Annotated in this window: 17 protein-coding genes, 1 pseudogene, 1 riboswitch and 2 other annotated features; all 18 genes and pseudogenes read right to left on the bottom strand. The window is 24.6% G+C overall.

The window, feature by feature from the left end:
• Positions 1 to 212: 212 nt before the first annotated feature.
• The 18 genes and pseudogenes from ABDZ71_RS00985 to ABDZ71_RS00900 all read right to left on the bottom strand — a co-directional run bounded on the left by ABDZ71_RS00985 (position 213) and on the right by ABDZ71_RS00900 (position 20074).
• On the bottom strand, positions 213 to 1721 hold the full coding sequence (locus ABDZ71_RS00985) for a 2-isopropylmalate synthase (protein WP_343757927.1): 1509 nt from the start codon (positions 1719 to 1721) through the stop codon (positions 213 to 215).
• A gap of 68 nt (positions 1722 to 1789) precedes the next feature.
• Entirely contained in the window at positions 1790 to 1960 is a 171-nt protein-coding gene (locus tag ABDZ71_RS00980; protein WP_343757925.1) for a hypothetical protein, read from the bottom strand.
• A gap of 120 nt (positions 1961 to 2080) precedes the next feature.
• Positions 2081 to 2277 (bottom strand) — a binding site (T-box leader).
• Between the two features lie 79 nt (positions 2278 to 2356).
• Positions 2357 to 2551, bottom strand: a binding site (T-box leader).
• A 223-nt stretch (positions 2552 to 2774) separates the two neighbouring features.
• The gene (locus ABDZ71_RS00975; RefSeq protein ID WP_343757923.1) at positions 2775 to 3056 is read right to left on the bottom strand and encodes a flagellar biosynthesis anti-sigma factor FlgM; all 282 of its coding nucleotides are present in this window, start codon (positions 3054 to 3056) and stop codon (positions 2775 to 2777) included.
• A gap of 217 nt (positions 3057 to 3273) precedes the next feature.
• Positions 3274 to 3357, bottom strand: a riboswitch (cyclic di-GMP riboswitch).
• 263 nt (positions 3358 to 3620) lie between these two features.
• Positions 3621 to 4925: an APC family permease gene (locus ABDZ71_RS00970; protein WP_343757921.1), complete on the bottom strand. Its 1305-nt coding sequence runs from the start codon at positions 4923 to 4925 to the stop codon at positions 3621 to 3623.
• 11 nt (positions 4926 to 4936) lie between these two features.
• On the bottom strand, positions 4937 to 5665 hold the full coding sequence (locus ABDZ71_RS00965; protein ID WP_343757919.1) for a gamma-glutamyl-gamma-aminobutyrate hydrolase family protein: 729 nt from the start codon (positions 5663 to 5665) through the stop codon (positions 4937 to 4939).
• A gap of 418 nt (positions 5666 to 6083) precedes the next feature.
• Entirely contained in the window at positions 6084 to 8099 is a 2016-nt protein-coding gene (locus ABDZ71_RS00960) for a sigma 54-interacting transcriptional regulator (protein WP_343757917.1), read from the bottom strand.
• A gap of 171 nt (positions 8100 to 8270) precedes the next feature.
• Positions 8271 to 9062, bottom strand: coding sequence for an SDR family oxidoreductase UcpA (ucpA, locus tag ABDZ71_RS00955; protein ID WP_343757915.1), 792 nt, complete (start codon positions 9060 to 9062; stop codon positions 8271 to 8273).
• 143 nt (positions 9063 to 9205) lie between these two features.
• Positions 9206 to 9952: a LytR/AlgR family response regulator transcription factor gene (locus tag ABDZ71_RS00950; protein WP_343757913.1), complete on the bottom strand. Its 747-nt coding sequence runs from the start codon at positions 9950 to 9952 to the stop codon at positions 9206 to 9208.
• Positions 9953 to 10032: 80 nt separating this feature from the next.
• Positions 10033 to 11376: a sensor histidine kinase gene (locus ABDZ71_RS00945; RefSeq protein WP_343757911.1), complete on the bottom strand. Its 1344-nt coding sequence runs from the start codon at positions 11374 to 11376 to the stop codon at positions 10033 to 10035.
• Between the two features lie 250 nt (positions 11377 to 11626).
• Complete coding sequence (locus ABDZ71_RS00940; RefSeq protein WP_343757909.1) at positions 11627 to 11767, bottom strand: hypothetical protein; 141 nt, start codon at positions 11765 to 11767, stop codon at positions 11627 to 11629.
• Positions 11748 to 12350, bottom strand: coding sequence for an accessory gene regulator B family protein (locus tag ABDZ71_RS00935; RefSeq protein ID WP_343757907.1), 603 nt, complete (start codon positions 12348 to 12350; stop codon positions 11748 to 11750). The genes ABDZ71_RS00940 and ABDZ71_RS00935 overlap by 20 nt, the downstream gene beginning before the upstream one ends.
• Before the next feature lie 220 nt (positions 12351 to 12570).
• Positions 12571 to 13307: pseudogene (locus ABDZ71_RS00930) on the bottom strand (SDR family oxidoreductase).
• On the bottom strand, positions 13279 to 14289 hold the full coding sequence (locus tag ABDZ71_RS00925; protein ID WP_343757905.1) for an SPL family radical SAM protein: 1011 nt from the start codon (positions 14287 to 14289) through the stop codon (positions 13279 to 13281). The pseudogene ABDZ71_RS00930 and the gene ABDZ71_RS00925 overlap by 29 nt, the downstream one beginning before the upstream one ends.
• Positions 14261 to 15085 (bottom strand): 5'-methylthioadenosine/S-adenosylhomocysteine nucleosidase family protein, encoded by an 825-nt coding sequence (locus ABDZ71_RS00920; protein WP_343757903.1) that lies wholly within the window; start codon positions 15083 to 15085, stop codon positions 14261 to 14263. Before ABDZ71_RS00920 ends, ABDZ71_RS00925 begins: the two co-directional genes overlap by 29 nt.
• Before the next feature lie 220 nt (positions 15086 to 15305).
• Complete coding sequence (locus tag ABDZ71_RS00915; protein WP_343757901.1) at positions 15306 to 17348, bottom strand: ABC transporter permease; 2043 nt, start codon at positions 17346 to 17348, stop codon at positions 15306 to 15308.
• The gene (locus tag ABDZ71_RS00910; RefSeq protein WP_343757899.1) at positions 17335 to 18102 is read right to left on the bottom strand and encodes an ABC transporter ATP-binding protein; all 768 of its coding nucleotides are present in this window, start codon (positions 18100 to 18102) and stop codon (positions 17335 to 17337) included. Before ABDZ71_RS00910 ends, ABDZ71_RS00915 begins: the two co-directional genes overlap by 14 nt.
• 290 nt (positions 18103 to 18392) lie before the next feature.
• On the bottom strand, positions 18393 to 19409 hold the full coding sequence (locus ABDZ71_RS00905) for a sensor histidine kinase (RefSeq protein ID WP_343757897.1): 1017 nt from the start codon (positions 19407 to 19409) through the stop codon (positions 18393 to 18395).
• Positions 19406 to 20074, bottom strand: a complete 669-nt coding sequence (locus ABDZ71_RS00900) for a response regulator transcription factor (protein ID WP_343757895.1) — start codon at positions 20072 to 20074, stop codon at positions 19406 to 19408. The genes ABDZ71_RS00905 and ABDZ71_RS00900 overlap by 4 nt, the downstream gene beginning before the upstream one ends.
• Between the last annotated feature and the right edge of the window lie 48 nt (positions 20075 to 20122).

Below are 20122 nucleotides of genomic sequence, written 5' to 3'. Positions count from 1 at the left end.
TTCCTCCTATCTGTATAAGTAAATAGTGGTTGTATTTATTATATTTAATAGTATAAATAAACCTATTTATAATTATAAAATCCCCTTAAAATTTATAAATACTTGATATTTTATAATACTAAATATTATTAAAACCCCTTTATATAAATTTAATCCTTGTTTATCAAAATTTAATTTTCAAACTATATCTAAAGTTAAAATTCCTTATATAATTAAATATAACAATACATTTTATTAACAGAATTTATAAAAGCCTTAGCACTGGCCTCAACTATATCTGTACTTATTCCTTTAGCTGAAAATATCTTTTGATCTTTTTCAATTTTTACAGTAACTTCACCTAAAGCATCTTTTCCACTACCTACAGATTTCAAAAGGTAATCTTTTAAGTTAAAATTAATTCCTATTGCTTTTTCTATTGCTTTAAAAGTTGCATCTACAGGACCATCACCACAAGCGGCCTCATTAATTTCTTCATCTTTAAAACGTATTTTAACAGTAGATGTTGAAACAACACTTCCACTTGAAACTTGATAATATTCAAGTTTAAAAGTTTCCTCTACTTTAAATACTTCTTCTCTAACTAAGGCTTCTATATCTTCATCTGATACGATTTTTTTTCTATCTGCTAAATCTTTGAATTTATAAAAAGCTTCTGTTATTTTTTCTTCTTTCAAATCATTATACCCAATTTCTTCTAATCGCTTTTCAAAAGCATGTCTTCCTGAATGCTTACCTAAAACTATTGAATTCTTATTTAATCCTACAGACTCTGGAGTCATAATTTCATAAGTTTCTCGACAATTTAAAACTCCATGTTGATGAATTCCAGATTCATGAGCAAAGGCATTTTCTCCTACAATAGCTTTATTATTTTGTATATGAATTCCTGTTAAATCACTAACCAACCTACTAGTTCTCATTATCTCCTTTGTGACGACATCTGTATAGGAATTATATATATCTTCTCTAGTTTTAATTGCCATAACTATTTCTTCTGTTGCAGCATTTCCAGCTCTTTCTCCAAGTCCATTCATAGAACATTCAATTTGCTCAGCACCATTTTTTATTGCTGCCAATGAATTTGATACTGCCATACCTAAATCATTATGACAATGAACACTTATAATAGCTTTATCAATATTTTTAACATTTTCTTTTATCCCTTTTATAAATTCACCATATTCATCAGGAGTCGTATATCCAACAGTATCTGGTATGTTTAATACATCTGCTCCTGCATCAATTACTTTTTCTAAAACCTCATACAAAAAATCTTTTCTAGTTCTTGATGCATCTTCTGGAGAAAACTCAACATTTTTGCAAAGTGATTTAGCATACTTAACCATTTCACAGGCTCTTTTTAAAACCTCTTTTGGTTTCATTTTTAACTTATTTTCCATATGAATATCAGAAGTAGCAATGAAAGTGTGTATTCTAGGCTTTCTAGCATACTTTAAAGCTTCCCATGCAGTATCTATATCTTTTTTTGTTGCTCTTGCAAGCCCTGTAACTACAGTATTTTTGATATTTTTTGAAATGGCTTTAACTGCTTCAAAATCACCTTTAGATGCAACGGGAAAACCTGCTTCAATAACATCTACTCCTAGTTTTTCTAATTGTTTTGCAATTTCTACTTTTTCATTTATGTTAAGACTTACTCCTGGAGTTTGCTCCCCATCTCTTAATGTAGTATCAAAAATATATATTTTTTTATTCACTAAAACCACCCTTTCATTACTAAAAAATTATGTTTTGTTAGTAGTTATTCTTTTAAATTTGTGTAAAATTAAAAAGTCATAAATGCTACTGAATAGTCACAATCATCGCTGTCTTCTTTTTTCATAGTTCTTAAATATTCATAGTATGAACTATCTACCTCATGAATTTTAGAATCTCTTTCCTTTTTTAAATCAGAATTTTCCAAATTTTTAGAATTTACAAATTGTACGTATGACATAATAAATTTCCTCCTTTGATTTATATTTAAACATATTTATATATAATAAAGTTCCACTGGCCAAATGAAAAAATATTAAACTTAACTTAATTTTAGGTATAAAAAAAAGACAGTCTTCCCCTATGGGGCGAGAAATCTGTCGCGGTACCACCCATTTTTTTCACTTAATTTTGATAACGGCTATGCCGACTTAGCTTACTATAATTTCAGCTTAGTAGCTCTAGGGTGAGTTTCGATAGGTGTATTTATGGGTTCTCAGCTATCCCCACTCTCTTTAAAATACTTAAATATCTACTTAATCCTGTCATTGCTTTTATATAATTCATTTTTTAATAATATCTATTTTTGTTAATTTGAGGGTATTTTTTTATAATAAAAAAGACAGAGCTTCTCCCTCTATGGGGCGAGAAGTCTGTCGCGGTACCACCCAAATTTATACTTAATCTAAATAACGGCTATGCCGGCTTAGCTTACTACAATTTCAGCCTACAGCTCCAGGGTGAGTTTCGATAGGTGCATTTATGGGTTCTCAGCTACTCCCACTCTCTTTAAAATACTTAAATATCTACTTAATCCTGTCATTGCTTTTATATAATTTATTTTATTGTTTATTACTTTACTATGAAAATTAATTTATGTCAATAGTTTTTTTCTTTTTCAAATGAACCTCAATAATTAATTTTTATCATTTTAACATCAAAATAATTCAATTGTCAATACATTTTGAATACTTTTTTAAAGAATATTTTTTTAAACGTTTTAATATAACAAATTTTAAATATTATGATTTTATTTTTAATAATATAGTTACTTATTAATATTTTTCTTTTATAGATTTTAAAATTTTTTTTGCAATTAATTTAGAATCAATTTTGTAATTTCCATTTTTAATTTGTTTTTGTATAGAAAATATTTTTTCATCATTAATATTTGTATCTTCATTTAACATGCAGAAACTAAGTTGCTTTCCTACAGATGATATTTCAACTTTATCTTTAAATTTTATTTCATTAATCCTTCTAGATTTTTTTAAAGCTTTATTTTTGAAGTAAGAATTTTTTTTAAATTCTAGTGAATCTATTTTTCTTATGTTCATATAATATATCCTCCTAAGTTTAATATATTAAGTTCATTCCAATTGAATTCTATATTAATAATCTAAAACTCCAAGGAATAATAATTTTCATAATAAATCAAATAACTCACCTACCTTCTATAATTTTTAGCTTCCACTTTTCAAATTACCATCTCCTTTTTATTAAAAATTAATATTTAAATGTCCCATATATAAAACAAACCCAACGTTCAAAATATGAACATTGGGTAGGTTGCATCACTAACTCCATACATACAAGATGCCCGAAATAAGTATGTATTTCAAAGTTCCCCTAAAAGGATATTTATTTTTATTAATGATTTAATATTTATAAAAATAAGTTATAACTACAAGTGTCAAGATAAAATTATTATTTATTATTTATCCCTATAAATAGGATAAAACACAAAACCCTTTAAAGCATATGAAATAATAACCAAATTTATATATATTATAATATCATGGTATTATTTTCTTTTCAATATTTTTAACAAAGTTTTAATATTATAAAATATTTTATTTAAAAATACTGTGAATAAAAATATTTTATACAACTTATAATTTCTACATTTCACAATCTAATTCTTCAGTTTGTACATTTTTATCTTTCATAAAAAAGTATAAAGGTATTCCAAGAAGTAAACCACCAAGACCCCAAAGTATTTTTTCCATTGATGATTGAGTTATAAGCCATCCACTGACTATTACTGCAAGAATTGGTATTACAGGTCCAAGAGGCACTCTAAATGAAGTTTTTAAGTCTGGTCTCTTTTTTCTTAAAATTATAACTGCTAAACAAGTAGGAACATATTGAACGAATCTTGAAACAACACTTATTGCAGCAAGCTTTGTAAAACTTCCTGATAAAGCTATTGGTATTGCAAGAGCTACTGTTATTATTATAGCAATATAAGGAGTGTCAAATTTGCTTTTCTTAGCCACAACTTTAGGGATTAATCCATCTTCTGCAAGAGCTACACCACTTCTTGGAGTTATAAATGACGCTGCTATATTTATTCCACCTATAGATATAAGTGTACCTGCTGTAACTACAGCCCCTCCTATAGGGCCTAAAAACACTCCTGCTGCATCTGCAACTGGTGTAGATGTACTCCCTAAACTTTGTCCTAAAATCCCTATAGACACTGATTGAATTAACAAATAAAAGACAGATACTATAATCATTACTGTTATAATTGCTTTAGGGATATTCTTTTGAGGATTTTCCATATCTTCAGCAGCAACAGCTATAGATTCAAAACCAGTAAATGCATAAAAAATCAAAAGAGCTGCTGAACCAAAAGAACCAGCTTTATACGATCCTCCTGGAAATAAAGGAGTAAAACTACCTCCCTTTATAAAAAATATACCTACAGCTACAAATAAAATTAGTGGCAATAATTTGCCTAAAGTTATTATATTATTTAATGTTTTTGATATATTTACACCTAATATGTTTAATACTCCAAGACCAACTAAAATACCTACAACTATAAAATTTTTTATTGTACCTTCCGCTGCAGCTGGCCATACCTTTCCAAGTGCTGTTGTAAATCCAACAGCCATAGTTGCCCAAGCTATTATACTTATAGCCCATTTCATAAATCCTACTTCAAAGCCTACAAAATCCCCAAAGGCTTCTTTAGCATAAACATATGGACCACCATTTTTCTTAAACATGCCTCCAACTTCTGCAAAACATACTGCTATACTTACAACTAAAAGCATGTCAAATAATATTACACCTATACTTGCAGTTCCTATTAGTTTCATTGCTTGATTAGGCAATAAAAATATTCCAGAACCTATTATAGCGTTAATTCCTAAAAGAACTATACTCCAAAATCCAAACTTTTGTTTATTAGCCATATTATCTCTCCTTAGTTTTTCTTAGCTTCTTTTATAAATCTCTCAAATATTTTTGCCATATAATCGTTATCTTTTGACATCATCTCTGGATGCCATTGTATACCTAATATAAATTGAGTTTCACTTTCTATAGCTTCTATAACTCCATCTTTAGCAGTTGCTGCTATTTTAAATCCTTTTGGTACATCTTTAACTGCTAAATGATGAAAAGAATTTGTTATTATTTGTTTTCCTAAAATCTCTTCTAAAATGGTTCCTTTTTTTATATTAACAGTATGAGTTGGTATATTTGATAAATGTTCTTGATTATGCTTTATGTAACATCCATCTATTTCTGATAAATCTTGATATAAACTACCACCGCTATGTACAGTTATAACTTGATGGCCTCTACATATTCCTAATATTGGCTTTTCTTGTTCTTTAGTCAATTCTAATAATTTACAATCAAATTTGTCTCTTTTAGGCATTATTGCTCCTAATTTTTGAGATGGTTCTTGCCCAAATAATAATGGATTAACATCATGTCCCCCGGATAAAATTAAGCCATCAATATTTTCAACTTGATCTTTAATTATTTTTTCATCGTAAACTATTGGAATAATGTATGGAATCCCTCCAGCTCTAACCACAGATTGAATATAATCATTATTTACATAAGCTCTTTCATATCCGGGAAACATACCTCCTTCATCAATTATTAAACTTCCAGATATTCCTATAATTGGTCTTCTAGCCATTTTTATGCCCTCCTGATTAATATGTATTCGTTTTTATCTAAAGCAATTCTCATGCCAAAAGATTGATATTGTATAATATTTAACATTCAGATTTAATTAGAGCAAAAAATATTTTTATCATAATCAAAAATCTACTAATTTAAATTCAATCTATAATTCTTTATATAAACTAATAAAAAAAGCTTCTATTCCCTTGAAATAGAAGCTTTTATCCTTTTTTATTATATATAAATATAGAACCAAATATTTATAACCTATAAGTTAAACTATAATAATTTATGTAATTTCTCACTTTAATAAATTTTTAGAATTTTTTAAAACATCTGAATTAATAAAATAAATTAATACACCTAAATAGGTTTATTAACTAAAAACCTATTTTTCAACCTGTTTTTTTACCTAATTAAAACCTATTTATTTAAATTTCGCTAGATATATCTTTAATTAAATCTTCCCCTTTTTCTGTTATACTACTGCCCCCTCTCCCTACTTTTGATGAAACAAAGCCTTTATCTGATAACTTTTTCAAAAGCATTCTTATTTCTCCTTCTGTAATTTCTATATTATAATCTATCATGTTTTTTAATAATCCCTTTCTACCTAAACTTTTATTTTCTTTTTTATAACTTCTTAATATCTTTAATATTGTTATAGATTTATCATTCCCACTAACACTATGCCCATTATTTTTAATTAAATTATTCTTATTAATTTTAAATTTAAAAGGCAAACTACTAAAATCTACTTTTTTCTCACACATAAGAGATACATAAGCAGCTACATTCTGAAGTTCTCTTATATTTCCTTTCCATTTATATTCCTTAATATATTCTTTTATTTCATCTGATAATATTAACTCCTTGGTTATAAAATGCTGAAATAAGGGCAATATATCTTCTTTTCTTTCCCTTAATGGAGGTATTTCTATAGGTAATACATTAATTCTATAATAAAGATCTTCTCTAAAGGTTCCCTTTTCAATCATATTAAATAATTTTTTATTTGTAGCTGCAATAACTCTTACGTTTATATCTATCACTTTATAAGATCCTATTCTCATAACTTGTCTTTCTTGAAGAACTCTTAAAAGCTTTGTTTGTAAAATAAGGGGCATATCTCCTATTTCATCTAGAAATATAGTTCCATTATTAGCTTGCTCAAATAATCCTTTTTTACCTTCTTTTAGTGCTCCAGTAAAAGCTCCTGGTTCATATCCAAATAGTTCACTCTCTAATAAATTTTCTGGCATAGAAGCACAATTAACCGCTATAAATGGATATTTAGATCTATCAGAATTATTATGTATTGATTGAGCTATAACCTCTTTCCCAGTACCACTTTCTCCTAAAATTAAAACTGTTAATTCAGATTTAGAAATTTTCTTAGCTAATTTTAAACAGAATTTCATCTTAGAAGATTTAGTTTTTAAATCATCAAATCTATATTTTGCAAATTGGCCCGTTGATTTAATTTTTCTATTTAAATTCTGTTCAAGTTGTTTTATATAGGTAACTTCTTGTATGTTATAATAAGTACCAATTTTATTTCCCAAATCATATATAGATTCCTTGTTAACGTTAAAATATTTATTGTTTAACTTTATTACTTCGTTTTCTATTTTATCTTTTTTATTTAAATATTTTATATTCTTTGGTAATATATCATTAATATTCTTACCTTCTAAGTTAGTTTTTAAATTAAACATAGAATTAAAACTTCTATTACATACTACTATCTCATCATCTTTTGAAGTAAATATTATACCATCTTTTGATAAATTAATTATGATATCTAATTCTTCATTTTTCATAAATAATTCTTTATATTTTTCTTTTATTCCAACATCTAAACTAACAATTCGTTGAGAATATTTGATTATATTTTTATCAATAATTTTATTTTTTATATTTAATATTTCAGATATCTTCATAAAAATAGATAAATCTATCCACCTATCTCCTACATCTATTATTTTTTCTATATAATTAGGCACTTTTTGTATTTCTCCAGGTGTTACTGCAATTTTAATATTACTATAATCCAACTTAGGATTATAAGGAATAAAATTCAAATGATTTATTCCTAATTGATAAAACAAAGAAATTGTTTCTAAAATAGTTTCTTTATTATCATTAACTACCAAAACATCCATTCCTTTTGATATGGAAAAAAGTTTAAATGTCTCTTCTTCTTTTATAGTTCTTTGAACAACAATAACTCTTTGATTATGAGAAAGATACTTTTGTATTTCAATGGCTCTTTCTTTTATCATAACTAATATAACCTTTTCATGAATTACTTTACCATTATTCAATTCTTCAAAAGAATATATAGTTATATTAATAATATCTTCAAAAACTAATTTTAAGTTTTCTTTTAAAAATCCAGATAATTTTGAGTCAACATTATCTGTAACTATTGCTATAGAATTCATTTTGCCCTCCTTAACATATAATCCCTTTTGTTAAATTATATAATCTTACCTTTGTAAAATCTAGCAAATCAAGAAAACTTAGAAAAAAAGGAAAAATAGTTACATAAAAATTAAGCATACATGTATTACACAAATGTATGCTTAATTAAATCTATACCAATTAAAAACTTATTAAACCCCTATGCTTACAGTCTCTGGAAGAGTGCTTCCTCCATCTATAACAACCTGTGTACCTGTTATATAAGATGATTCATCTGATCCTAAAAATGCTGCTAATTCTCCTATTTCTTTAGGCTCAGCTAATCTTTTAAGTGGTACTCCATCTACTATTCCTTTAATAACTAAATTTGGATTTTTTTCATTTGACTGTTTTGCTATACTGTCTGCCATTGGAGTTTTAACATATCCTGGACAAATAGCATTAACAGTTATATTATACTCTGCAAATTCTCTTGCTAAAGACTTAGTTAATCCAACTAATGCTGCTTTTGTAGTTGCATAAGCAGTTTCTCCTTTATCTGATACCATATCTCCTGTAACTGAAGACATTATAACTACTTTCCCATATTTTTCTTCAACCATTAAAGGCAAAACAGCTCTACAAACATTCCAAGTTCCTTTTATGTTTATATCAATATGAAAATCTCTATCTTTTCCTGTCATTTCTAAAAAATTATCTAGTTTGCATACTCCTGCATTACTTACTAATATATCTATCTTACCAAATTTAAAAGCAGCTTCTTCTACAGCCCTTTTAACATCCTCTATGTTTGATACATCTGCTTTTACAGCTAAAGCTTCAAAACCGTTATCATTTAGTTCTTTAGCTAAATCATCTACCTTTGAAGATCTTGCAAGTAAAACAACCTTTGCACCATGTTTTGCATAAACTTTTGCTATACCTTGTCCAATTCCTTTAGAAGCACCCGTTATAAATGCTACCTTTCCATCTAATTTTCCCATGAACTTACCCCCTAATATACAATTCCTTATGATTTTAAGTTACTGTTTATTTTCCAGTTTATAGAAAACAAGGGGGAATGTCAATAAATTTACTATTAAATATTTAGATAGTTATTATAAGCAAATAAAGAACTCCCTAGTATCTATATATTAGTTTTTAATTTTATAAGCCCTTTTAAATATCTTACAGATACAAAACACTCTTCATTATTTTTCATAACTACCACTCTGTCTTTCTTGTTTATTGTTTTTATATTATCAACATTTACAACATAAGATCTATGACATTTATAAAATCTATCATCTAACTTCTTTTCAATTTCTTTTAAAGTTCCATAGAACTCTAATTGTCTATTAAATTCATGAACTCTAACTTTATGTGCTTTTTGTGATGTTTCAAAAAACAATATGTCCTTATATTTTATACTAATTATTTTATCATCAAGATTAATATCAAAAATTTTATCACTTTTATTTTTACTAGTCTTTTGATGGTATCTTTCATAAGCTGTTTGAATACATGAAACTATTCTTTTCTTTATTTTGTCAAAATCGTCCTTTATTATATAATCCATAGCTTCAACTTTATATTCAAAAGTTAAAAAACTCATTTCAGCATGAGTAGTTACAAAAACAACAAATGCATTAGGATCATACTTCCTTATTCTCTCTGCTAAAGCTATCCCATTAATTTTAGATTTTAAATCTACATCTAAGAAATATATACCTGTTGAATTATTCTTATATAGATATACTAATACATCGTTAACATTACCTGTTGATAATTGAATTTTCATATCCATTTCATATCTAACTATAGTATTTTTTATTATCTGGGTTATCTTAGACCTTTCAACATTATTATCTTCGCATACAATCACATTTAACATATGTAGTCCTCCTATCACGTAGGCATTATAGTTTAGTAAAAACAACTATATTATAACTTTTTTTATTATTTTACTATGTATTATTTATTCTTTTCAACAAATTTTATTATAAGTTCTTGTTTAAATTCATTTTTTTCAATATATGTATTTAACACTGCATTATCATATTTTTTATTAATTATAGATTTTATATTACTAAGACCTAGGCCTCTATCTTCTCCTTTAGTAGAAAAACCTTCTTTAAACATTTTATATATAGGAGGTGTATCCTCTCTACAAGAATTTATTATAACGATTATAACAGAATGTTCTTTTCTTATAATTCCAAACTTTATTTTAGGACTTGTACACTTGCCCGCTTCTTCAATAGCATTATCAAACAAGTTACCTATAATTATAGATAAATCTATATATTCCATAGAAATACGATTTATTTCTTCAGATATATCTAAATATAAATCAACATTCATTTCATATGCTTTCATTATTTTTGAAAATAAGACTCCTTTTAAAGCATCTATCTTTATATTTTTCAAAAGCCCTAATCTTTGATTTTTTTCAGTTACATTAACCTTAAAAGGAAGAACTTCATTATAAAAAAAAGATTTTATCCCATCTGAATCCTCATTTTCTATATATACATTTAGAGTAGATAATATATTTATATAATCATGTTTAAATTTTCTCATATCATTATTTATATTTTCTATAGTATTTACGTATCCCTTTAATGTTTTTAAATTATCTTTATTATATTCATATTCAATTTCTTTTTTTATATTTTTAAAGAAAAAATAAGTTATAATTACATTTAATACTAAATAAGATAAAAAAATCAAAGATGTCATGATTAATATTAAATTCTTTGACTTTATTTCTATAAGTATATTTGTATGTGCATATACTAGTATAATAGTTATTAAACTATTTATTAATACTAATGTTTTTATCTCTTTATGATTCCTTGCTTTACCCTGTATTATTTTATATTTTTTGTACATTTCACCTATAAATTTACTTAGTAAAATCCCAATAAAATAAGTGAATAACCACATTATGATGCATATATGTATATTTTTTAATATTATATTATTAATTATATCTAAATCAACCCTATAAGTAAGTGCTAATACAACCCCTATAAATACGTTTAAAACGGAAATAACTGTAATAGATATTGTTACAGTTACTATACTTCTTATAAAGTTCTTATTATTAATAATTAAAGCAATTAATAAAAAAATAATTATTGTAGGTAAAATCAGTTTTTCATTTAAATTTATACTAGCAAATACTAGCCCAGACCCTATAATAGAATATATTACTGTTTTCTTTAAACTTATTTTTACTAAATTTAACATATATGCATTAAAACACATACAAAAGGATGTTGAAATAGCTGTTATAATACTAGCTAAATACATATTTTCCCACCTTCTTTCTTGTTTAAACTTCATTATAAATTATATCAAATTTTTTATGTATATTAGGCTATACAATTAATATTTTTTATATTTTATGAAATCACAAAATAATACCTCATATTTATATACATGTTAAAAAATATATACTAAAATAAAGATTTCTTAATTTCAAATTGAAAAAATAAGATGATTTCCATGTTTTTAGAAATCATCTTATTTTTGATTATAATCTTTTTTCAAAAGACTAGTCCTATTTTTTAATCAAATGTTCTGGTTTTTTAGGTTCATACACTGCCCATCCAAATTTTCCACCTTTACGTACTTCTCCTGTAACAACATCACCTAATTTTAGAAGAATTGCTTTTTTAATATTATTTTCTAATTTTTTCATAGTTTCCATACTCCTTTCCAAATTTTATATATATATAAGGTGTTATCATAACACTCGCCACAAAAGTAGATAAACTTATTATATTTACATATGTATTTTCTTTAATAAAAAAAACTATACATACTAGAACCAAAGTTTTTATTATACTTCTTTTTTTAAGAAGCTTTCTACATTTTTCATCAGTAATAGGATTTTTCTTTGTATCTGCTGGAGCATACAAATATATAAGAATCAAACTAATTAAAAATAATATTCCAACAATCCATTTATTTAAATATATGTTAATGCTTACATATGCTCCTCCAACAATTATTATAGATGTTGCAATGGTACAATTATTACTTTTTTGTGCATGAATTCCACCAACACTTTTTCTCATAAATACAAAACATATAAGAAATAAAATTGTTTCTTTAAATAATCCTAAAAAATATGCAAGAATAAATAACACTATTGCTTTTGTAATACTTATAAATGTCATAGCTAGTCCATATTCCAATGTCTGAACATACTCATCATCTTTTTGGGCATATTCGTTTATTAAAAGAGCTAGCTTATGTGCCCAAATTTCACTTAAACTCATGTTATACATCCTATCTACTTTTATTATTATAAAACTATAATTTTTATATCCAATTATTAGTTTAAAATATTTTCACATATTAGATATATATTATTATTATAGTTTTTTTAGGTATCTATGTCAATTTTAATACAAAAATATTACTTTTAATCAAAATTAGTCATGATATAATATTTTTTAACATCTAATAAAAATACTAAAAATAAATTTAAATGCCTTTTTACTTTTTCACTATTTTATGTTTTTGAGGTCTTAAAGTTATATCTGTAACAACCATACCTTCTCTTTGATTTAAAATGGTTTCAAGTACTTTGGCTATTTCTTTTGGATTAATATAACTTTCCTTTATATCTCCTTCTTTAAAATCAGCATTTCTATAAAAATTAGATTTAGTCATATCTGGATGTATAGAAATTACTTTAACTCCATATTTTCTATTTTCATCAAATAGACTATTAGAAAAATGAGTAAGAGCTGCCTTAGTTGATCCATAAGCACATCCATGAGGACTAGATTCTTTAGCTGTTATAGATGATATATTTATTATAAATCCTAAATTTTTTTTTAAATCCCTAAGCAATATTTGACTTATTATAAGTGGTGCTTCAAGATTAACCCTAACCATCTCTTGTATTTTGTTAGTATTAAGCTCTTCGTGAAGTCCAAAATATCCTACCCCTGCACTATTAACTAATATATATACATTCTCTTTTTTTTTATATCTCTCACTGTTTTACAAAGAATATTTGTATTTAAAATATCACATACCACTTTTATAAAGTTTTCATCACAAAAATCAACTTTTGAAAAATCTCTTCCTATACCATAAACTTTATACCCTAAATTTATTAAACTTTTACTAATTTCAAAACCTATTCCAGAAGAAGCTCCTGTTACTATTGCTGATTTCAATACTATCTTCCCTTCCTTAAATATATATTTTTTCTTCTTCCACATACTCTTTTACAGTATTATAAGCATAATTTATCATCTCTTTTGATAATGTATCTTTATAACTGCATACTCCCTTAACTGTTTCAAAGGGATAATTTACTATAACAGAATCAAATCTTTGTCTTCTCATTGTTTTTAAATAATCTTTTGATATTCTAAATACTCCTATGCTAACATCATATATTTTATCTACATCTACCCTGTTAAATGTATACTCAAATAAATCTTTATAAATTTTCTTCCAATCTTTTATATAAAGCATTGGATCAAAGCAAATTCTGACTTTCCACCCTTTGTCTATAGCTCTCTTTATAGTTTCTAATCTTTCTTTTAAAGAAGGAGTTCTATTTTCATAGTTTTTTATAACCCTATCTGGAGACACAGTCCATGCTAATATAACATTTTCTATAGCTCTAATATCTTCTATTGAATTGAAATTAGTACTTTTAGTTCTTAATTCAATTTTTAAATTAGGATGAGCTTTTGCAAATTCAATCCATTTTCTCCCATAACCAACTATGTTTTCAAATGCTAATATATCTGTGTCATAAGAAATACAAAGATATACTGAATGACTCTTTAAAAGCTTTTCTACCTCTCTAAATATATCTTCTATATTCACAAATACAACTATATTAGACGAGCTATACATCCCCTGCAAATAACAATATTCACAATCATATATGCAGTTCATCATAGTTGAAGTATAATAAAAATATTCATTTCCAAAGTCTTCACAAACCTTAGCACCTTTATATAATAAATTATCTTTTTTTACTGCAATTATTAGTTTTGAACTTTTCTTTTGAAGATTATAGTTTTGATGAGTCCTACAAAACACATCTTTATAATGATCTATATAAACAATTTTAGATTCTTTAAAATTTGATAATATCTTTTTTGTATTAGGACTATTTACCGCTTCCTTTTCAACGTATATATGTGAAAAATAAGGATTAAATAATTCTTTTTTTAAATTCTGCAAAGCATCTCTTCCCCTCATTTTTAGAACTACATTCTATATCTAAATAATAATCGAATAATTTATTTAAGCTTCCATTTTGAAGTTTAAAATATATAAGTATCTGTTTAAGCTGACTTTTCATAGTAGAAGAAAATTTAAGCTTTTCTGATATAATTTTTACTTTTTCTTTTTCCAATTTAGAAAGAACACTTTTATCATATGTAAAAACTTCTTTTAAACTGCTTATCCACTCTAATACCTGTAAAGATTTATCATAAATAAGCTTTGATATTAAATCTTTAGTTAATTTTTCATTATTTAAATGATCTGAAACTATTTTTATAAAGAAAATTTGATGACACTCCATAAACATTAAAGCAGCTTCATATACTGCTGAAGCTTCCATATCTACTAATTTACCTTTATATTTTTTATCAGAATTTTTTTCACTTAAGGAACAAGTTTCAATACTTGTTTCTTTAAAAGGATTTTTAAAAATCATATCAGGATAAAATGTTTTTTTAGTATCCTCTTCTATTATCTTATTTACCAAAAACAAAGTACCTATTTCTATGTTTTTATCATTAGTTCCACATACTCCAATATTAATTAAAACATCTGATACTTTAAAATTATATTTTGAAAACAAGTAAGTAACCCCTATAGCCGCCTTTATTTTCCCTATTCCTGTTATTATTAATACTACCTCTTTATTTTTAAATATTTGAAATTTATGACATAAAAAATCCTTTTTTAAATTTAACTTTTGTATAAATGGATAAGCTTCTGAATACATAGCTGTACACATAAATACCATATTTAATACATCTCCTAAGAGTTTAACCTTAATCTTTTTATTATTCTTCACTTTATTTATATAAAATAAATTACAGAGAAGAATTTTAAAATATTAAGTACCTTAAAATAATACTTCTCTGTAATTAATTATACTAAATTTTTACATAAATTACTATATTAACATATAATTATATTATTTTTATTCTTATATTTTCTAATATAGCTATAAATCTACTTCTTTATTTACCTCTAATTATATTTTTATATAATATATAGGTACAATATAAATATAATATATACACTATTAATATACCTGTCATTACTATAGCTACTGTTAAATTAAATCCTAACACTATATTAATTTGTCCACTGTTTGTAGCCTTATTTAAAATTTTCATTGCAGCTATTGTATGAATTATTGCCAAACTAAAAGGGACTATAAAATGTATCAATATTTGACTTTTTATAGTGTTATTTATCATTTCATCTGATATACCCATCCTTTTAAGAGATTTATATCTATTAACACTATCACTTGCTTCTGTTAGTTGCTGTATTGAAAGCATTGCAGAACTTGCTATTAAAAATACAAACCCTAAATAAAGCCCCATATATAATATGGTTCCTACTGAATTTTGCTGTTTATTATAATTTTGTTTTCTGCTTTCAGCACTTATATAACATCCTTGTTTATTTTGTATATTAGATCCTGGCTCTTCTAAAACTTTATCTAACTTCATAAAATCTTTTTCTAATAACCACTTTTCTTTTTTAGAAGCTGTTATATATATAGTAGTTTCATCTTTATTTAAATTTAGCTTAGAATCATTTAAATCAGGAATTATAGCTATATAATTATAATAAAACTCCTTTGTATTTAAAGTAGTTTCATCTTTAAAATCACTTTTCTCTTTTATACTATAAAGAATATTTCCTATTTTTATGCTATTTTTATCTTCTTTTAGTCTTTTTAAAGTATTATTTTTATCTTTATCATTTGCCAATAACAAAACTTCATTTTCTTTTAATTTTATATCTTTATTATTCCCATATATTTTATTTAATTTATTATATTGTGATAATTTAATAACTCTTAAATTCCCTATATATTCTTTAAGATCCTTTTTTAAGTCTTTATCTGCATATTTATTTAATAGATTGTATATTTTAATATTTGAATCATACATATCCAGTTTATCTTTTGTATAAGAATCTTTTAATTTAAAATTTAATTTATTTAGTGTTTTATAAGCATTTGGAAGTTTATTATTTTTCATTTTGCTTATTGTTATTTTAACATCAGAAGGTATTGATATGTCTAAATGTTTTTGAAGCTGATATTTAGCATTTACACTGACTCCTAATATTACTATAGATAAAAATATCATTAAAGATATTAATGCCATTGATATAAAATTAGTATTTATCTTATTAGTAAGTTGTTTTATGACAAATATATTTAAATCTTTTAAATATATATTCTTATTTTTCTTTAATATAAAAAGCATTACCCCAGAAAGTCCAAAGAAAAATAAAAAAGTTCCTACCCCTCCAAGTAACACTGAATAAGGAAGTTTTATATTTTTAGGTGTAACAATATATTTCCATGCCATATAATAGGCTGTACCTAAAATACATAAAGATATGATAAATATACTAACTGAAATCATAGAATTTCTAACAACTATATTTTCGTTTTTCTTTGAAGCATATATTAAATCAATCAATTTATTTTTTGATACAACAATTACATTAAAAACCATTATAAGTAAAAACATTATTCCAAAATATAATATAGTCTTTATTATAGTATCACTAGATACAATAAATTTATATTTACTGATATCAAAATTAAAAACTTTAGATACAAAAACAGAAACACCTTGTGAAGTTATTATTCCTATGATTAACCCTAAAACTAAAGATATTATTCCAATCACTAAAGTTTCATATATTAAAATTTTAGATATTATAAATTTAGACATACCTAAGGTTCCATAAATCCCAAATTCTTTTTTACGTTTTTTTATCAAGGCATTATTTGCATATACAATTAAACTACAAAATACTAGAGCTATAAATATTGATAAATAATATATAATTTTAGATAAACTATCTATGCTTTGTTTTTGATATATATTCATTTTAAAAATCAAGCTCTGAGAAGTTATAGCATTAAAGTTGTAAAATACACATACCGCTAATATTAATGTTATAAAATATATTATGTAATCTTTATAACTATTTTTAACATTCTCCATAGCTAATTTAAAATACATCATTTATATCACCACCTAGAAGTGTTGTTACTTCTATTATCCTGTTAAAAAATTCTTTTCTAGAATCTTTTCCTTTAATTAATTCATTAAATATTTTTCCGTCTTTTATAAATAAAATTCTATTTGCATAACTTGCAGTAAAAGCATCATGAGTTACTAATAAAATAGTAGCTTTTAATTCTTGGTTTAGCTTCTCAAAATACTGAAGTAATACTCTTGAAGCTTTAGAATCTAATGACCCTGTAGGTTCATCTGCTAATATTAAAGATGGATTAGTAATTATTGCTCTAGCTGATGCAACCCTTTGTTTTTGTCCTCCAGACATTTCATAAGGGTATTTCTTTAAAACTGATGTAATATCAAGAGTTTCTGAAATTTTTCTTATAAGAACATCTATTTCTTTAGGAGATCTTTTTTGTATAGTTAATGCTAAAGCTATATTTTCATATCCTATTAATGTATCTAATAAATTAAAATCTTGAAAAACAAAACCTAAGTCATTTCTTCTAAACTGATCCATTTTTTTAGATTTTAAATTTGTAATATCTTTTTCATTTATAATTATATGACCTGTTGTTACATTATCAATGGTTGAAATACAATTAAGGAGTGTAGTTTTCCCACTGCCAGAAGGACCCATAACTCCAACAAATTCTCCTTCATTTACTTTAAAATTTATATTATCTAATACTTTAACTACATTTCCTCGCTTTCCATAATACTTTTCAACATTTTTAACTATCAATGTATTTTTCATATATACCTCCTTGTATAATTAATTTTCAAATTATTATCTTTCATGTAACTTATAAATTAATTATATTAAAGTATCTTTTTATATCATATTGATTTATCTATCATTTAAATTACGTTTTTGTAAGATAAATATCTTTTAACACATATAAACCAAATAATAAATTTATATGTTAGAATTTTAGATATCATATTATTTCTTAAACTTTTCTATTTTTAGAAAATAAAAAGTATAAGCTTTTCACTTATACTCCTATACAATATCAATTCTTTAATAACATTTAAATATTTACTCTATTTAAGTAAATTATGTTTACTTAAAGGAAAAATTATATTAACCTTAGTTCCAACATCTCTTTTAGATGTTATAGATATATGTAATCCTAGTTTATAACAAAGCTTTCTACATATATATAACCCCATTCCTGTAGATTTTGCATATTTCCTACCGTTTTTTCCTGTAAATCCCTTTTCAAAAACCCTATCAATATCCTTTTCATATATTCCTATACCATTATCTTCAATTGTAAGAATTACATTATTATTATTGGACTTAGAATATATACTAATTACTCCTTTTTTAGGATTAATGTATTTTATAGAATTGTTTATAATCTGATTTATTACAAACTGTATCCATTTTGAATCACTGTATACATATTCTTCTATATTATCTAATTGTAATTTTATCCCTTTATATATAAAGTCTTTTGAATTTTTTTTAAGAACATTTTTTATTATAGAATCTAGTTTAATTTTTTTTATTAAATAATCTTTGTTAACGTCACTACTTCTTGAGTAATATAAGACTTGTTCTACAAGTCCTTCTATGTTTTTCATTTCATCTTCTATATCTTTACTAATAGAATGGCTATCATTATTTTCTAATATAAGCATAGCTGATGAAATAGGTGTTTTTATTTCATGAACCCACGTTTCTATGTATTCTCTATATTCAATTTGTTCATTTTTATAATAATTTACATGTTCATGCATTTGTTTATTACATTTTTTAAGTACCTCATGAAAGATTTTTCCTTGTATAAATCTAGGAATTTCAATTATTTCTGGTAATAAATACTTTTTATCTAAACTATCTAATACTTTTTCTATATTATTAAAATATCTTTTATATTTTATATACTCTATTATTATATAAGTGATTAAAGGTAAAAAAGATAAAATAAAAATCAATAATATCATTATAGCTTTTACATTTAATATTAATAATACACACATAACTCCAAAGAAAATACTTAAGCTTATAAACAAAAATAAAAATCTTTCCTTTAAATATTGTTTTATATTCATGGCATTATATACCCAAGTCCTCTTCTTGTTTTTATTATATCTTTAACTCCAATATCTTCAAGTTTTCTTCTAACTCTTGTTACATTAACAGATAAGGTATTATCATCTATAAATACTTCTGAATCCCATAAATATTTCATAAGCTTTTCTCTAGAAACTATACTACCTTTATTTTTTATAAGATAGGAAAGTATTTTTAATTCATTTTTAGTAAGTTGCTCTAAATTTTCTTTAAACTTAATAGATCCATCTGACAAATTCAGCTCTAAGCCATTATATTCTAATATTTCTTTATATGATTTTTCAGAAGTTCTTTTTAAAACTGCTGATATATGAGCTAACAATATTTGAAGATTATAAGGTTTAGTTATAAAATCATCTGCCCCTAAATTCATACTCATAAGTTCATCTGTTTCTGTATCTCTGCTTGTAACTACTATTATAGGAGTATCCTCCTTTTTTCTAATCTCTCTACATACATAATAGCCATCAAATAGTGGTAATTTTATATCAAGTAATATTAAATCTGCTTTTGATTCTCTTATATATTGAACTATATTTTCAAAATTTTCTGGAGCATCAATTTCATACCCATACTTAGATAAAAATTTTGCTAGTTCATATCTTATAGTCTTTGTATCTTCAACTATTATGATTTTTTTCATATTCTATCCTCCAAAGTAAATATAATTATTTATAATTATATCATTAAA

Origin of the sequence: Clostridium oceanicum, assembly GCF_039521385.1 — a bacterium.
GTDB lineage: Bacteria > Bacillota > Clostridia > Clostridiales > Clostridiaceae > Clostridium_F > Clostridium_F oceanicum.
The sequence above is the reverse complement of the archived record's forward strand: the minus strand, read 5'-3'. Positions and strand labels throughout refer to the sequence as shown.

Excerpts from the sequence above, each read along its gene's own strand:
- ABDZ71_RS00980 (WP_343757925.1), bottom strand. The coding sequence starts at position 1,960 with ATGTCATACGTACAATTTGTAAATTCTAAAAATTTGGAAAATTCTGAT.
- ABDZ71_RS00975 (WP_343757923.1), bottom strand. The coding sequence starts at position 3,056 with ATGAACATAAGAAAAATAGATTCACTAGAATTTAAAAAAAATTCTTAC.
- ABDZ71_RS00970 (WP_343757921.1), bottom strand. The coding sequence starts at position 4,925 with ATGGCTAATAAACAAAAGTTTGGATTTTGGAGTATAGTTCTTTTAGGA.
- ABDZ71_RS00965 (WP_343757919.1), bottom strand. The coding sequence starts at position 5,665 with ATGGCTAGAAGACCAATTATAGGAATATCTGGAAGTTTAATAATTGAT.
- ABDZ71_RS00960 (WP_343757917.1), bottom strand. The coding sequence starts at position 8,099 with ATGAATTCTATAGCAATAGTTACAGATAATGTTGACTCAAAATTATCT.
- ucpA (WP_343757915.1), bottom strand. The coding sequence starts at position 9,062 with ATGGGAAAATTAGATGGAAAGGTAGCATTTATAACGGGTGCTTCTAAA.
- ABDZ71_RS00950 (WP_343757913.1), bottom strand. The coding sequence starts at position 9,952 with ATGTTAAATGTGATTGTATGCGAAGATAATAATGTTGAAAGGTCTAAG.
- ABDZ71_RS00945 (WP_343757911.1), bottom strand. The coding sequence starts at position 11,376 with ATGTATTTAGCTAGTATTATAACAGCTATTTCAACATCCTTTTGTATG.
- ABDZ71_RS00940 (WP_343757909.1), bottom strand. The coding sequence starts at position 11,767 with ATGAAAAAATTAGAAAATAATATTAAAAAAGCAATTCTTCTAAAATTA.
- ABDZ71_RS00935 (WP_343757907.1), bottom strand. The coding sequence starts at position 12,350 with ATGAGTTTAAGTGAAATTTGGGCACATAAGCTAGCTCTTTTAATAAAC.
- ABDZ71_RS00920 (WP_343757903.1), bottom strand. The coding sequence starts at position 15,085 with ATGGTATTTATGTGTACAGCTATGTATTCAGAAGCTTATCCATTTATA.
- ABDZ71_RS00915 (WP_343757901.1), bottom strand. The coding sequence starts at position 17,348 with ATGATGTATTTTAAATTAGCTATGGAGAATGTTAAAAATAGTTATAAA.
- ABDZ71_RS00910 (WP_343757899.1), bottom strand. The coding sequence starts at position 18,102 with ATGAAAAATACATTGATAGTTAAAAATGTTGAAAAGTATTATGGAAAG.
- ABDZ71_RS00905 (WP_343757897.1), bottom strand. The coding sequence starts at position 19,409 with ATGAATATAAAACAATATTTAAAGGAAAGATTTTTATTTTTGTTTATA.
- ABDZ71_RS00900 (WP_343757895.1), bottom strand. The coding sequence starts at position 20,074 with ATGAAAAAAATCATAATAGTTGAAGATACAAAGACTATAAGATATGAA.